This window comes from Halodurantibacterium daqingense (assembly GCF_042666235.1).
Classification (GTDB): domain Bacteria; phylum Pseudomonadota; class Alphaproteobacteria; order Rhodobacterales; family Rhodobacteraceae; genus Halodurantibacterium; species Halodurantibacterium daqingensis.
Window position 1 is genome coordinate 554,805 of the sequence record NZ_JBHTFQ010000001.1, and the last position, 12,847, is coordinate 567,651.

Sequence of the window (12,847 nt, forward strand, 5' to 3'; positions counted from 1 at the left end):
GGGATCAGACCTTTTCGGTCAGCTCTGGCAGGATCTGGAACAGATCCCCCACAAGGCCGTAATCGGCGACCTGGAAGATCGGCGCTTCCTCGTCCTTGTTGATGGCGACGATGATCTTGCTGTCCTTCATCCCGGCAAGATGCTGGATCGCGCCCGAAATGCCGACGGCGATATAGAGCATCGGCGCCACGACCTTGCCGGTCTGGCCAACCTGCCAGTCATTCGGGGCATAGCCCGAATCGACGGCGGCACGGCTTGCCCCGACGGCCGCGCCCAGCTTGTCGGCCAGCTTCTCGATCATCGCGAAGTTTTCTTCCGAACCGATCCCGCGCCCGCCGGAGACGACAATCCCGGCGCTGGTCAGTTCGGGCCGGTCCGAGGCCGCGACCTTGTCCTCGACCCATTCCGAAAGGCCCGGATCGCCGGCAGCAGAGACGGTTTCGACTGGTGCCGCGCCGCCTTCACCCGCCAGCTCGAAGCTGGTTGTGCGCAGCGTCGCCACCTTGATCGCATCGGCAGAGCGAACCCGTTGCACGGCATTGCCGGCATAGATCGTGCGCTCGAACGTGTCGGCGTCGATGATGGCGGTCACATCGCTGATGACCATCACGTCAAGAAGTGCCGCGACGCGGGGCAGAACGTTGCGCGCGCTGACGGTCGCGGGCGCGACGATGTGGCTGAAGCCCTGCGCCAGCCCGACCACGAGATCGGCCAGCGGTTCGGCCAGGCCCTTGCCATAGGCCGCATCATCCGCGCAAAGCACCTTGGTGACGCCCGCAAGCTTGGCGGCGGCTTCGGCAGCGCCGGCGCAACCCGCACCCGCGACCAGAACCGTGACATCCCCCAGCGCCTTTGCGCCGGTCAGGGCCTTGGCGGTGGCATCAAGCGCCAGATCAGCGCCGTTGACCTCTGCCAGAAGAAGAACAGCCATCAGATCACCCCCGCTTCGTCCTTGAGTTTCGAAATCAGCTCATCCACCGATCCGACCTTGATGCCAGCCTTGCGGCCTGCCGGTTCCACGGTGCTGACCACGGAAAGCCGCGGGGACACATCTACGCCGTAATCGGCGGCAGTCTTTTCCTCGAGCGGCTTCTTCTTGGCCTTCATGATGTTCGGAAGGCTGGCATAGCGCGGTTCGTTCAGGCGCAGGTCGGCGGTGATGATCGCGGGCAGCTTGACGCGGATGGTCTGCAGGCCGCCGTCCACCTCGCGGGTGACCACGGCATGATCGCCCTCGACCGCCACTTCCGAGGCATAGGTCGCCTGGCTCCAGCCCAGCAGCGCCGCCAGCATCTGTCCCGTGGCGTTCATGTCATTGTCGATCGCCTGCTTGCCGGCGATGACCAGCCCGGGCGCCTCCGCCTCGACCACGGCCTTGAGCAGCTTGGCCACCGCCAGCGGCTCGATGTCCTGGTGCACATCATCGGCGGCGACGATCAGGATGGCGCGGTCGGCGCCCATTGCCAGTGCCGTGCGAAGGGTTTCCTGCGCCTGCTTCACGCCGATCGACACGACCACGACTTCCGTCGCCGCGCCCTTTTCCTTGAGCCGGATCGCCTCTTCTACGGCGATCTCGTCGAAAGGGTTCATCGACATCTTGACGTTTGCAAGATCCACGCCGCTGCCGTCTGCCTTGACGCGAACCTTCACGTTGTAGTCAATCACCCGCTTCACGGGCACAAGAACCTTCATCGGCGGTTTCTCCCTTTTCTTCCCCACTGGGGCATTCCAAGCGTCCGAACTCTAGTTAGCGACTCGTTCGCGGGGGTGACAGTAGAAAAATGTCACCCCACCCCAACGACGCCGCGTCCTGTCAGAGCTTGAGCGCCAGACGCGGAGAGAGCACGTCAATCCCGAGCGCCTTGCCAACTGCGTGATAGGTCAGCTTGCCGGCATGGGTGTTCAGCCCGTTCAGCAGATGGGGGTCATCCTCGCAGGCCTGTTTCCAGCCCTTGTCGGCCAGGGACAGCATGAAGGGCATGGTGGCGTTGCCCAGGGCCAGGGTCGAGGTGCGGGCGACTGCGCCGGGCATGTTCGCGACGCAATAGTGCAGGATCCCGTCCACCTCGTAGATCGGGTCCTGATGCGTCGTCGCGCGCGAGGTTTCAAAGCAGCCGCCCTGATCGATGGCAACATCGACAATCGCGGCCCCCGGCTTCATGTCGGCGAGTTGCGCGCGGGTTACCAGCTTGGGCGCGGCGGCGCCCGGGATCAGAACGGCCCCGATCACCATGTCGGCCTCGGCCACCAGCTCTGCGGTGTTGCCGGCACTGGCATAGCGCGTCTTGAACTGGCCCGAAAACACATCGTCCAGGTAGCGCAGGCGCGGCAAAGACCGGTCCAGCACCGTGACATCCGCGCCCATGCCGGCCGCGACCCGCGCCGCATGGGTGCCCACGACCCCGCCACCGATCACCACGACCCGCGCGGGCGAAACCCCGGGCACACCGCCCAGCAGCACGCCGCGCCCGCCATTGGCCTTTTGCAGCGTCCAGGCTCCGACCTGCGGGGCAAGCCGGCCCGCAACCTCGGACATCGGCGCGAGAAGTGGCAGGCCGCCACTGGCATCCGTCACCGTTTCATAGGCGATGGCGGTGACGCCGCTGTCCAGCAGATCGCGGGTCTGTTCCGGATCGGGGGCGAGATGGAGATAGGTGAACAGGATCTGCCCATCCCGCAGGCGCTTGCGTTCAACCGCCTGTGGCTCCTTTACCTTGACGATCATCTCGGCCTCGTCAAAGACCGCTTCAGCAGTGTCGGCGAGGCGGGCTCCAGCTTCGACATAATCCTCGTCGGTAAATCCGGCACCGACGCCGGCACCACGTTCCACAATTACCTCGTGGCCGTGGGCCAGGGCCTCGCGCGCCGCATGGGGCGTGAGGCCGACCCGGAACTCCTGGGCCTTGATTTCCTTCGGGCAACCGATCTTCATGGGACGTCCTTCCTGTTGTCGGTTATTATTGCGCCATTATGCCGCAGGTGGCGGGCAAGAGGATTCTGATCGCAGATGGTCTGCGCGGGAATTCATGGTAAAAGCTGCGAACAAAATCGTATTGGCTCGAAGAAAGTTGCGCCGTCATGAACCTTGATGCCACAGACCGCCGGATTCTCTCTGTCCTGCAGAAGCAGGGGCGGATCTCGAACGCGGATCTTTCCGAACGCGTCAACCTGTCCGCCTCGGCCTGCCATCGCCGCGTTCAGCGGCTTGAGGCGGAGGGGTTCATCCGGGATTACGTGGCGCTGCTGGATCCGCGCAAGCTGGGCCGCCCCACGACGGTTTTCGTTGAAATAACACTGTCAGGGCAGGCGGATGACGTGCTTGACGCCTTCGAGCGCGAGGTCGCCCGCGTTCCCGATGTGCTCGAATGCCATCTGATGGCCGGCACGGCCGACTATCTGCTCAAGATCGTGGCCGAGGATACCGAGGATTTCGCCCGGATCCATCGGCAGTATCTGTCGCGTTTGCCCGGGGTCGCGCAGATGCAGTCGTCCTTCGCGTTGCGCACGGTCTGCAAGACCACCGCAATTCCGCTGTAGCAGGTTCCGGAAACGACAAACCCCCGAGGCCGGGCCACGGGGGTCATCATGGACGGCACGCCGCCTGTTCGCTGCCGGGAAGGCTTAAAGCATTCCTTCGCGCTGCGCTTTCTTGCGCGCGAGCTTGCGCGCACGGCGGACCGCTTCGGCTTTCTCACGGGCTTTCTTCTCGGACGGTTTCTCGAAATGCTGCTTGAGCTTCATTTCACGAAACACACCTTCACGCTGAAGCTTTTTCTTCAGCGCACGAAGCGCCTGATCGACGTTGTTGTCGCGAACACTTACCTGCATGTGGTTTTCACCACCTTCCTAAGTTAGAGTTACGAGTAAATCGCAGGACGTGGCCGTATAGCAAAGACGCACTAGCTTGTCTACCGTCCCGCCGAATGAATGGAGACCCGGATGCCGGATGCGAAGAAAACGGACGATCTCAGGGAGCGGCTGCTGGATGCGGCGCTTGTCCATGTGCCCTTCGACGGCTGGAGCGAGGCGACACTGCGGGCCGCCGCGGTCGATGCAGGGGTGGAACCGGGCCTGGTTCGGGCCCTGTTTCCGCGTGGCGCGCCCGATCTCGCGCTGGCCTATCACGAACGGGGTGACCTGGCGATGCTGGCGCGGCTGCGCAGTGAAGACCTGTCGGCCCTGCGGTTCCGGGACCGGGTGGCGGCGGCGGTGCGGCTGCGGATCGAGGTAATCGAGGACCGCGAGGCGGTGCGGCGCGGCGCAACGCTTTTTGCCCTGCCGCAGCATTCGGCAGATGGGGCCCGCGCGCTCTGGCGCACCGCCGACCGGATCTGGACGGCGCTGGGCGATACGTCCGACGATCTGAACTGGTATTCCAAGCGGGCGATCCTGTCGGGCGTCTATGGCTCGGCCGTGCTGTTCTGGCTGGGCGACGACAGCGTCGGCCATCAGGCGACCTGGGAGTTCATCGACCGCAGGATCGAGGATGTCATGCGTTTTGAGAAGCTGAAGGCAGGGATCGGCAAGAATGCCCTGCTTGCGCCGCTGATGGCGGGGCCGAACTGGCTTGCGCGTCAGGTGCGCGCGCCCGCACAATTCCCGCCCGCCGATTTGCCGGGTATATGGCGCGGGCAGATGCAGGAGTGATCATGAACCTACCCGAGACCATGCGCGCCGTGGAGATTTCATCCCCCGGCGGTCCCGAGGCGCTGCGCCTGTGCGAACGTCCCGTGCCGCGCCCGGGCCAAGGACAGATTCTGATCCGTGTGGCCTTTGCCGGGGTGAACCGGCCGGACGCATTGCAGCGGGCCGGGCTTTATGCGCCACCGGCCGGCGCCTCGGATCTGCCGGGTCTCGAGGCTTCCGGAACGGTCGTGGCCGTGGGCGAGGGTGTAGCGCGTTGGGAAGAGGGCGATCAGGTTTGCGCCTTGCTGCCCGGTGGTGGCTATGCCGAATATGTGGTGACGGCAGCGGAACATGCGTTGCCTCTTCCGCGCGGCATGGATCTGCGCGCCGCCGCCTGCGTTCCGGAAACCCATTTCACCGTCTGGTCCAATATCTTCATGCGGGCCGAGCTGCGGGCGGGCGAGCGGTTTCTGGTGCACGGAGGTTCCTCGGGGATCGGCACAACCGCGATTCAGCTGGCCCGTGCCTTCGGGGCCCGTGTCTTTGCAACGGCAGGCTCGGGCGAAAAATGCGCCGCCTGCGAACGTCTGGGCGCCGAACGGGCGATCAACTACCGGGACCAGGATTTCGTGGAGGTCATGCGCAATGAAGCCGGCGCGCATCTGATTCTCGATATGGTGGGCGGCAGCTATGTGGCGCGCAATCTGCGGGCGCTGGCGGACGAGGGGCGGCTGGTGCAGATCGCCTTCCTGCAGGGCGCCAAGGTCGAGCTGAACCTGGCCGAGATGATGACCCGGCGCCTTTCGATCACCGGATCAACCTTGCGCCCCCAGTCCGATCTGGCCAAGGCCCGTATCGCGCGCGAGCTTGAGGTGCAGGTCTGGCCGCTTCTGACGACGGGGCGTGTGGCGCCGGTCCTGGACAGCGAATTCCCGCTCGAGCGCGCGGCCGAGGCCCATGCCCGGATGGAAAGCTCGGAGCACATCGGCAAGATTGTCCTGAAGGTGGCCTAGTTTTTTTGCTTTGCACTGGCGCGGCCCGCGTCTATATAGCCCGGTGAATTCCCCGAAAACGAGGATGCGCGGAAAGGGGCGACCCGCCGCAGCCGTTTTCCCGGCGCGGGAAAGATATGCGAAGGAGTGATCCGATGAACAAGCCTCTGATGGCCAAGGCGACTGCGGTCTGGCTGGTGGACAACACGACCCTGTCCTTCAAGCAGATCGCGGATTTCTGCGGCATGCACGAGCTGGAAGTGCAGGGCATTGCCGATGGCGATGTCGCCGCCGGCGTCAAGGGCTTCGACCCGATCGCCAACAACCAGCTTGACCCGATCGAGATCGAAAAGGGTCAGGCCGATCCGATGTACCGGCTGCGGCTGAAGTTCAACGCCGCCGCCGTGGGCGAGGAGAAACGTCGTGGGCCGCGCTACACGCCGCTTTCCAAGCGTCAGGACCGCCCGGCGGCCATTCTCTGGCTGGTCAAATTCCATCCGGAGCTGTCGGACGGGCAGATCGGCAAGCTTGTGGGCACCACCAAGCCGACGATCCTGTCCATCCGGGAACGGACGCACTGGAACATCAACAACATCCAGCCGATCGATCCGGTCGCGCTGGGGCTTTGCCGTCAGTCCGAACTGGACACGGCCGTCCAGCAGGCCGCGAAAAAGCGCGCGACCGAGGGCGTCGTGATGTCGGATGACGAGCGCCGCAAACTTGTAAGCACCGAACAGTCACTGGGCATGGCGCCCGAGCCCAAGATGCCCTCGTCCATCGCCGGGTTCGAGAACTTCACGCTGGGTGACCGCAAGGAAGAAGACAAGAGCCCGGCCGATTTCAGCGATGCCGACAGCTTCTTCAACCTGCCTCAGGTTGACGAAGATGACGATGACGATGACGATCGCTGAGCATCCGCATCACTCCTGGCCGTGACCGGTTGCACGCGCGCAGGCGCAAGAATCCCGCCCCCTGGCGGGGTTCTTGCGTCTGGGCGCGAAGTTGTGCCGTGCTTTTGCTTGACCTCGGGCCGCAAAAGCCCCATGTGAGGCCAGACCAGACGTCCGCTGCCGCGTGAGCAGCCCGCGCCGCTTGCGCGAAAGTCGTCGGTGCGGCGCGATGCGCCACTTCCGGGTTCCCATGTCACGCAGGGGTCCTGCGGCCGCCAAGGTGCTGGCCGCGACCATGCTTGTCCTGTCCGGAGCGTCCGGCCGGGGCGTTCTCTTTTGGCGGCACGGGCCGCCTGCGAAAGGCCAGACATTGACTGATTTCCAAGCCCTCGGGCTCCACGCCAACCTTCTGAAAGCACTTGAACGTCAAGGGCTTACCATTCCAACGCCGATCCAGATCCAGGCGATCCCCCATGTGATGGAGGGGCGCGATCTCATGGGGTTGGCCCAGACCGGCACCGGCAAGACGGCAGCCTTTGGCCTGCCGCTGCTGCACCGCCTGATGCAGATCGGCAAGGCGCCGCAGCCCAGGACCGTGCGCGCGCTGATCCTTGCGCCAACGCGCGAGCTTGTGAACCAGATTGCCGACAATATCGGCAAGTTCGGCCACGGCAGCCATATCCGCACCACCGTTGTGGTGGGCGGCGCCTCGATCAACAAGCAGATGGAACGTCTGGCCCGCGGCACCGATGTTCTGGTTGCGACGCCCGGCCGGCTCCTGGACCTGCTGGAACGGCAGGCCCTGACATTGGCCGAAACCCGCTATCTGGTGCTGGACGAGGCCGACCAGATGCTTGATCTCGGCTTCATCCATGCCCTGCGCCGCATCGCGCGGCTGCTGCCGGAAAAGCGGCAGACGCTGTTGTTCTCGGCCACGATGCCCAAGCAGATGGAAGAACTTGCCACCACCTATCTGCGCGAGCCGGTGCGGGTGCAGGTTTCGCCGCCCGGCAAGGCTGCGGACAAGATCACCCAAGGCGTGCACTTCACGCCCCAGGGCGACAAGGCCACAGTCCTGCGCGGCTACCTGTCAGAACATGCCGATGAGCTGGCGCTGGTCTTTTCCCGCACCAAGCATGGCGCCGAAAAGCTGATGAAGCTGCTGGATCACTGGGGCTTTGCCGCGGGATCGATCCACGGCAACAAGAGCCAGGGCCAGCGCGAGCGCACGCTGCAGGCGTTCCGCAACGGCGATATCAAGGTGCTGGTGGCAACCGATGTCGCGGCGCGGGGGATCGATATCCCGGGTGTGCGGCATGTCTATAACTTCGATCTGCCGAACGTGCCTGAAAACTACGTGCACCGGATCGGCCGCACCGCCCGGGCCGGGGCCGAGGGGCGCGCCGTTGCCTTCTGTTCGCCCGCCGAAGTGGGCGAACTGCGCGCGATCGAAAAGCTGATGAAGATCGCGTTGCCGGTGGTGGGCGGAGAGCATATGGCCCAGATGCGCCATGAGCCTGCACAAAAACCCAAGGCCCCGCAGGGTCGTCGTCAAGGGGTCGGCCCTTCGGGGGCCGGTGCCGGGCAGAAATTCGGCGGGCGCAATCAGAGCCGGCCGCAGCGCCGTCGCAGCGCCGCTTGAAACTGACAGTCCGCGCGGGGAGGTTCCCGTGCGGACGCTTCTTTGCAGGCCGCAATGGCTGGTCCGGAACATGCTGCCTGCCGTCTGATCGTCGGGTGCGCATGGCGACCTTGCAGTATAGGGTCACGGCGGGATATCAGCCCGCATGGCCAAGCTTTATTTCCACTACTCGACCATGAACGCCGGCAAATCCACGATTCTGCTGCAGGCGGCGCATAATTACCGCGAACGGGGAATGGAACCCTACCTTCTCACCGCGCAACTTGACCATCGGGCGGGGGCGGGACGGATAGCATCACGAATCGGGATCGGTGAAACGGCGGACACATTTGCGCCGGGGGATGATCTGTTTCAGCGTCTGACCGCGCGGCTTTCCGCGAGTGCCTGCGCCTGTGTCTTTCTGGACGAGGCACAGTTTTTGGAACCCGATCAGGTCTGGCAACTGGCGCGGGCGGTGGACGATCTTGCTCTGCCGGTCATGTGCTATGGGTTGCGGGTCGATTTCCAGGGACGGCTTTTTCCCGGTTCGGCCGCGCTGCTGGCACTTGCGGATGAAATGCGCGAGGTTCGGACCATCTGTCATTGCGGCAAGAAGGCCACGATGGTGGTGCGCAAGGATGGCGACGGGCGGGTAGTGACGGATGGCGCCCAGGTTCAGATAGGTGGTAACGAAACCTATGTCTCGCTTTGCCGCCGGCACTGGCGTGAGGCGGTGGCTGGCAGCGACCCCTCGCTCAGATCGCGGTGTAACGGTTGAGCCTCTCGCGCAGCATTCCGGCCAGATGCAGGGTTTCGCGGCCGGCGCCGCGCCCCAGGGCGCGGTCGCGGCTGATTGTGCGGGCCGCATCGCGCAGCACCAGATCTTCCGCGGACTGGCCCAGGCTGGCAAGAAACTGTGCGACGTAGTCCAGCGAGGCTTGCCCCCCGGGCGCTTCCAGAGCCGCGAGCGCGCGGCTGAAGTCATCGCGCAGCGCAAGCGGATCGGGTGCCAGAGGTTCCACGGGAATGCTGCGCGGCCCGCTGGTGATGTCCGGAAGCTGTTCCAGAATCGCGGCCTGGAATGCCGCCAGCGAGGCAACCGGTTTGGCCAGAAATCCGTCTGCACCCGCGGCCATCGCCGGCCCCTGCAACGTGACGTCGCCCGAGGTGGCAAGCAGAACGGGCACCCTTGGCCGCGCCCGCGCAAGATCCCGGACCAGATCGATGCCCGACCCGTCGGGCAGGCCCATGTCCACCAGAACCGCCCCTGGACGATAGACGCCCAGATGCCGGTAGGCCGCCGCAAGGCAGTCTGCCCGCCGCAACCGGATCCCGGAATGCCGGCACAGAAGCCGCAGCGCCTCGCTTGCAAAGCGGCTGTCTTCGACGGCCAGCAGGGTGAGGCCCATCAGCGGCTTGTCACGTGTCGGGCGGCACGGCAGCGTGTTTGTCATCATCAGCGCGCCAAGATCATCTGTCATGGGAATCGCCTTTCCGCTTGGTCACGGCACATTTAACCTTGTTGAAGGTCAATGAATCGTTAACGTCGCCGGCGCCCTGCGTCCTTCGGTCCCTTGCGCGGCGCAGTCGCAGTGCCCATAACCGACGCAGGTTTCAGCGGAGCATGAGTCATGATCGGCCGTCTCAATCACGTTGCCATCGCCGTGCCCGACCTCGCGGCCGCGGCCGAACAGTATCGCGGCACGCTGGGCGCCGATGTAGGGCCGCCCCAGGATGAACCTGCGCACGGGGTGACGGTGATCTTCATTACCCTTCCGAACACCAAGATCGAACTTCTGCACCCGCTGGGCGACAACAGCCCGATTGCGGGATTTCTGGAAAAGAACCCCTCGGGCGGGATCCATCATATCTGCTATGAGGTCGAGGATATCCTCGCCGCGCGTGATCAGCTTATTGCAAAGGGCGCGCGTATCCTCGGTTCAGGCGAGCCGAAGATCGGCGCCCACGGCAAGCCGGTTCTTTTCCTTCACCCAAAGGATTTCACCGGCACGCTGGTGGAACTGGAGCAAATCTGAATGACCATTACCGGCGGTGCCGTTCTTTTCGCAGTCCTGTGGTTTCTCGTGCTTCTCGTGGTGCTTCCGCTGCGGCTTGTGTCGCAGGGCGAGGCCGGATCAGTCGTGCCGGGCACGCCCTCGTCGGCACCTTCGGATGCCCGTATCGCCCGCAAGATGAAGATCGCGACGTTGGTGACGATCGTTCTGTGGTGCATGATCGCCTCGATCATCGTCTGGGGGGGAATTACCATCCGCGATCTTGACTGGTTCGGACGGATGGCGCCGCTGCCGGACTGAGCCGGTGGAACAGATGGGTGAAGCTGGCCGCGCCCAGGACCGGAACAAACAGATTCACGATCGGAATGCTGAGCGGGGCGGCCATCATCGTGCCGGCAGCCCAGATTGTGAACCAGTTGGCCGCACGCAGATCCGAGGCGCCTCGGCGCCCAAGGCGGCGCATGGCGACCATCTGGAAATATTCGCGCCCCAGCAGGTAACCGTTGACGGCCCAGAAGACCGGCAGCGCCAACGGGCCGCTGAACAGATAGACGCCGCCGGCCAGGATGTTCACCCCCACAAGCAGCGCGAAATAATTGAACCCGTCGCGCAACTGGTCATAAAGCGGCACATCGGGGGCCTTGGCAAGGTGGGGATAATGCCTGTCCTCGACCGCCTGGGCCACATCGTCCAGGAAAAACCCGGTAAAGGCCGAGGCCACGGGCATCATCAGGATCGGCGACAGGGCAAGCATCACCAGAAGCGAACCCACCGAGAGAAGGGCAGACAGGCCTCCAAAGGGGCCGAGCAGCGGCAGATCGATCTGCGCCGGCACAAACCAGCCGATCAGCCCCAGGAGCAACGCATAGACCGCCACCAGCAGCGCCAGTGACAACCCGAGTCCCAGCCAGATCACCCGGCGAAAGCGCGGGTCGGACCATTGGCCCAGGGCGCGGAGCATGTCGATCAGGATCATTCCGTCATCCAGGTGGTGATCCGGGCCAGATCGGGGCGCGGGCGGTCCGGCGGGGCCGAGCGCTCGGTGCCGATATGGATCAGCCCGGCAACGAATTCATGGGGCTGCAGGCCCAGCCCTGCGGTGGCGAAGTCGCGATCCTGGCTGGCCCAGCCGGTCAGCCAGTTCGCGCCCCAGCCAGAAGCCAGCGCGGCATTCAGCAGCGCAAGGCAGACCGCGCCGGCGGACAGGATCTGTTCGATCTCGGGTATCTTGGGCGAGGGCTGCGGCGCGGCGATCACCGCCACCACCAGATCTGCATCGGCAAACTGTGCCGTCCCCTTGTCAATCTGCTCGGGTGCAAGGCCCAGCGACGCGCCCCGACTGCGGGCCAACGCGGCAAGCCGCGTCAGCGCGACCTTTTCCAGCACGATGAAGCGCCAGGGCTCCAGCTTGCCGTGGTCAGGGGTGCGGGCGGCCGCAGTCAGGATCTGCTCCAGCGCCGCGCGGTCCGGCACGGGCAGGGCCAGCGTCTTGGCCGGGCGCGACCGCCGCGTGAGGAGGAACTCGAGCGCGGCAGGATTGGGGGTGGGCATCAGTCTCTCCGGTCTGGTTCGGTGGTGTCGGGGGACGTTGCGAGGAACGTTTCGTAATCGCTCAGCAGCGCGTCGATCATGGCATCGAAGCGGGGGCCGGGCTGTCGCGCGGCAAGCGTTGCGGCCAATGGGTCGGGGGCGGTGGCGGCACTGCCGGAAAGCTCTTCCAGCACGGCATGGCCGCAGAAAGGCACGTGCACCTCCGAATAGCCGCCTTCGTGCACAAGGCACAGCCGGCCATCGCACAGACGTTCTGCAGCCTTCATGATGCGTCGCGTCATCTCGCGGAAGGTGTCGGCAGTGGCCAGCGTCCGGCCCAGCGGGTCAACGGCCGAGGCATCATAGCCGCAGGCAACGATGATCACATCCGGAGCAAAGTGCTTTAGTGCCGGCAGAACCAGACGATCAAAGGCGGCAAGAAAACCTGCGTGCCCTGTACCAGGCGGCAGCGGGATGTTCAGGTTCGTGCCGAACCCCGTTCCTTCGCCGCGCGCCTCGATACTGCCGGTATCCAGGGGATAGTTCGCCTCCTGGTGCAGCGAGATGCACAGCACGTCCGGGTCGCGATAATAGATCGCCTCGGTGCCGTTGCCATGATGCACGTCCCAGTCCACCACTGCAAAGCGGCGGGCCAGCCCTTCGGCACGGGCGGCCTCGATGGCGACGGCGATATTGGCCAAAAGGCAGAAACCGTTCGGGTAATCGGGCAGGCAGTGATGCCCTGGCGGCCGCGACAGCGCATAGGCGTTCTGCACCTCGCCCCGAAGAACGGCGCGCAATGCCGCCTGGGCCAACCCGGCCGAGAGGGCGGCAAGTTCATACCCGCCCGGCCCGAACGGTGCGCGCGGACCCAGTTCTCCGCCGCCGGCATCCGACAAGGCGCGGAACCGTGCAAGGTAGCTTTCGGGATGGACCCGCCCAAGGTCGGTGTCCGAGGCCGGTGCGGCGCCGCGCACGTCCAGATCCCGGATCAGGCCGGTGGCCTCGATCAGGTTCTTCAGCCGGCGCTTGGTTTCAGGGTTTTCGGGCAAGCCGCCTGCGGCGATCGGCTGAACCAGTCCGCCCACCGGAAGGGTGAAGGCATAGTTGCCGCCGCCGTGCCAGAAGCAGCGTTCATCCCAGAAAAATCCTGTTGCCATTTCGCCTCCGGCT

General features: G+C 64.8%; 16 protein-coding genes. 8 read left to right on the forward strand and 8 right to left on the reverse strand.

The annotated features are described in order from the left end of the window. Nucleotides 1-4 precede the first annotated feature (4 nt). From ACFQXB_RS02810 to ald, 3 genes are all read right to left on the reverse strand, one after another. A complete protein-coding gene (locus tag ACFQXB_RS02810) occupies nucleotides 5-931 on the reverse strand; it encodes an electron transfer flavoprotein subunit alpha/FixB family protein (protein ID WP_377398763.1) in 927 nt (308 codons plus the stop codon). Further along, the gene (locus ACFQXB_RS02815; protein ID WP_377398766.1) at nucleotides 931-1,692 is read right to left on the reverse strand and encodes an electron transfer flavoprotein subunit beta/FixA family protein; all 762 of its coding nucleotides are present in this window, start codon (nucleotides 1,690-1,692) and stop codon (nucleotides 931-933) included. Before ACFQXB_RS02815 ends, ACFQXB_RS02810 begins: the two co-directional genes overlap by 1 nt. A gap of 121 nt (nucleotides 1,693-1,813) precedes the next feature. Beyond that, nucleotides 1,814-2,932, reverse strand: coding sequence for an alanine dehydrogenase (gene ald / locus ACFQXB_RS02820; protein WP_377398769.1), 1,119 nt, complete (start codon nucleotides 2,930-2,932; stop codon nucleotides 1,814-1,816). A 146-nt stretch (nucleotides 2,933-3,078) separates the two neighbouring features. Here ald and ACFQXB_RS02825 point away from each other — a divergent pair, with 146 nt between their 5' ends. Continuing rightward, on the forward strand, nucleotides 3,079-3,537 hold the full coding sequence (locus ACFQXB_RS02825) for an Lrp/AsnC family transcriptional regulator (protein WP_377398772.1): 459 nt from the start codon (nucleotides 3,079-3,081) through the stop codon (nucleotides 3,535-3,537). Between the two features lie 84 nt (nucleotides 3,538-3,621). On the opposite strand, the gene rpsU is transcribed toward ACFQXB_RS02825, so the two are convergent. Continuing rightward, a complete protein-coding gene (rpsU, locus tag ACFQXB_RS02830) occupies nucleotides 3,622-3,828 on the reverse strand; it encodes a 30S ribosomal protein S21 (protein ID WP_188483398.1) in 207 nt (68 codons plus the stop codon). 111 nt (nucleotides 3,829-3,939) lie between these two features. Here rpsU and ACFQXB_RS02835 point away from each other — a divergent pair, with 111 nt between their 5' ends. From ACFQXB_RS02835 to ACFQXB_RS02855, 5 genes are all read left to right on the forward strand, one after another. Beyond that, nucleotides 3,940-4,647, forward strand: a complete 708-nt coding sequence (locus ACFQXB_RS02835) for a COQ9 family protein (protein WP_377398776.1) — start codon at nucleotides 3,940-3,942, stop codon at nucleotides 4,645-4,647. A gap of 2 nt (nucleotides 4,648-4,649) precedes the next feature. Beyond that, the gene (locus tag ACFQXB_RS02840; protein ID WP_377398779.1) at nucleotides 4,650-5,639 is read left to right on the forward strand and encodes an NAD(P)H-quinone oxidoreductase; all 990 of its coding nucleotides are present in this window, start codon (nucleotides 4,650-4,652) and stop codon (nucleotides 5,637-5,639) included. Between the two features lie 134 nt (nucleotides 5,640-5,773). Continuing rightward, entirely contained in the window at nucleotides 5,774-6,529 is a 756-nt protein-coding gene (locus ACFQXB_RS02845; protein WP_377398782.1) for a DUF1013 domain-containing protein, read from the forward strand. 349 nt (nucleotides 6,530-6,878) lie between these two features. Further along, on the forward strand, nucleotides 6,879-8,150 hold the full coding sequence (locus ACFQXB_RS02850) for a DEAD/DEAH box helicase (protein ID WP_377398785.1): 1,272 nt from the start codon (nucleotides 6,879-6,881) through the stop codon (nucleotides 8,148-8,150). 145 nt (nucleotides 8,151-8,295) lie between these two features. Beyond that, on the forward strand, nucleotides 8,296-8,907 hold the full coding sequence (locus ACFQXB_RS02855) for a thymidine kinase (RefSeq protein ID WP_377398787.1): 612 nt from the start codon (nucleotides 8,296-8,298) through the stop codon (nucleotides 8,905-8,907). Here the strand turns inward: ACFQXB_RS02855 and ACFQXB_RS02860 are convergent. After that, a complete protein-coding gene (locus tag ACFQXB_RS02860; protein WP_377398790.1) occupies nucleotides 8,885-9,610 on the reverse strand; it encodes a response regulator in 726 nt (241 codons plus the stop codon). The two genes, ACFQXB_RS02855 and ACFQXB_RS02860, sit on opposite strands and share 23 nt — an antisense overlap. Nucleotides 9,611-9,760: 150 nt before the next feature. On the opposite strand from ACFQXB_RS02860, the gene mce reads away from it, so the two are divergent. Both mce and ACFQXB_RS02870 read left to right on the forward strand, forming a co-directional pair. Beyond that, nucleotides 9,761-10,165, forward strand: a complete 405-nt coding sequence (gene mce, locus ACFQXB_RS02865) for a methylmalonyl-CoA epimerase (RefSeq protein WP_377398793.1) — start codon at nucleotides 9,761-9,763, stop codon at nucleotides 10,163-10,165. Then, nucleotides 10,166-10,444: a DUF1467 family protein gene (locus tag ACFQXB_RS02870; protein ID WP_377398796.1), complete on the forward strand. Its 279-nt coding sequence runs from the start codon at nucleotides 10,166-10,168 to the stop codon at nucleotides 10,442-10,444. It abuts the gene before it with no gap. Here ACFQXB_RS02870 and ACFQXB_RS02875 read toward each other — a convergent pair. From ACFQXB_RS02875 to ACFQXB_RS02885, 3 genes are read right to left on the reverse strand one after another with little or no spacing between them, the layout of a single operon-like run. Next, on the reverse strand, nucleotides 10,392-11,120 hold the full coding sequence (locus ACFQXB_RS02875; protein WP_377398799.1) for an EI24 domain-containing protein: 729 nt from the start codon (nucleotides 11,118-11,120) through the stop codon (nucleotides 10,392-10,394). The two genes, ACFQXB_RS02870 and ACFQXB_RS02875, sit on opposite strands and share 53 nt — an antisense overlap. Beyond that, nucleotides 11,117-11,695 (reverse strand): nitroreductase family protein, encoded by a 579-nt coding sequence (locus ACFQXB_RS02880; protein ID WP_377398802.1) that lies wholly within the window; start codon nucleotides 11,693-11,695, stop codon nucleotides 11,117-11,119. The genes ACFQXB_RS02875 and ACFQXB_RS02880 overlap by 4 nt, the downstream gene beginning before the upstream one ends. Beyond that, a complete protein-coding gene (locus tag ACFQXB_RS02885; protein ID WP_377398805.1) occupies nucleotides 11,695-12,834 on the reverse strand; it encodes a class II histone deacetylase in 1,140 nt (379 codons plus the stop codon). Before ACFQXB_RS02885 ends, ACFQXB_RS02880 begins: the two co-directional genes overlap by 1 nt. Between the last annotated feature and the right edge of the window lie 13 nt (nucleotides 12,835-12,847).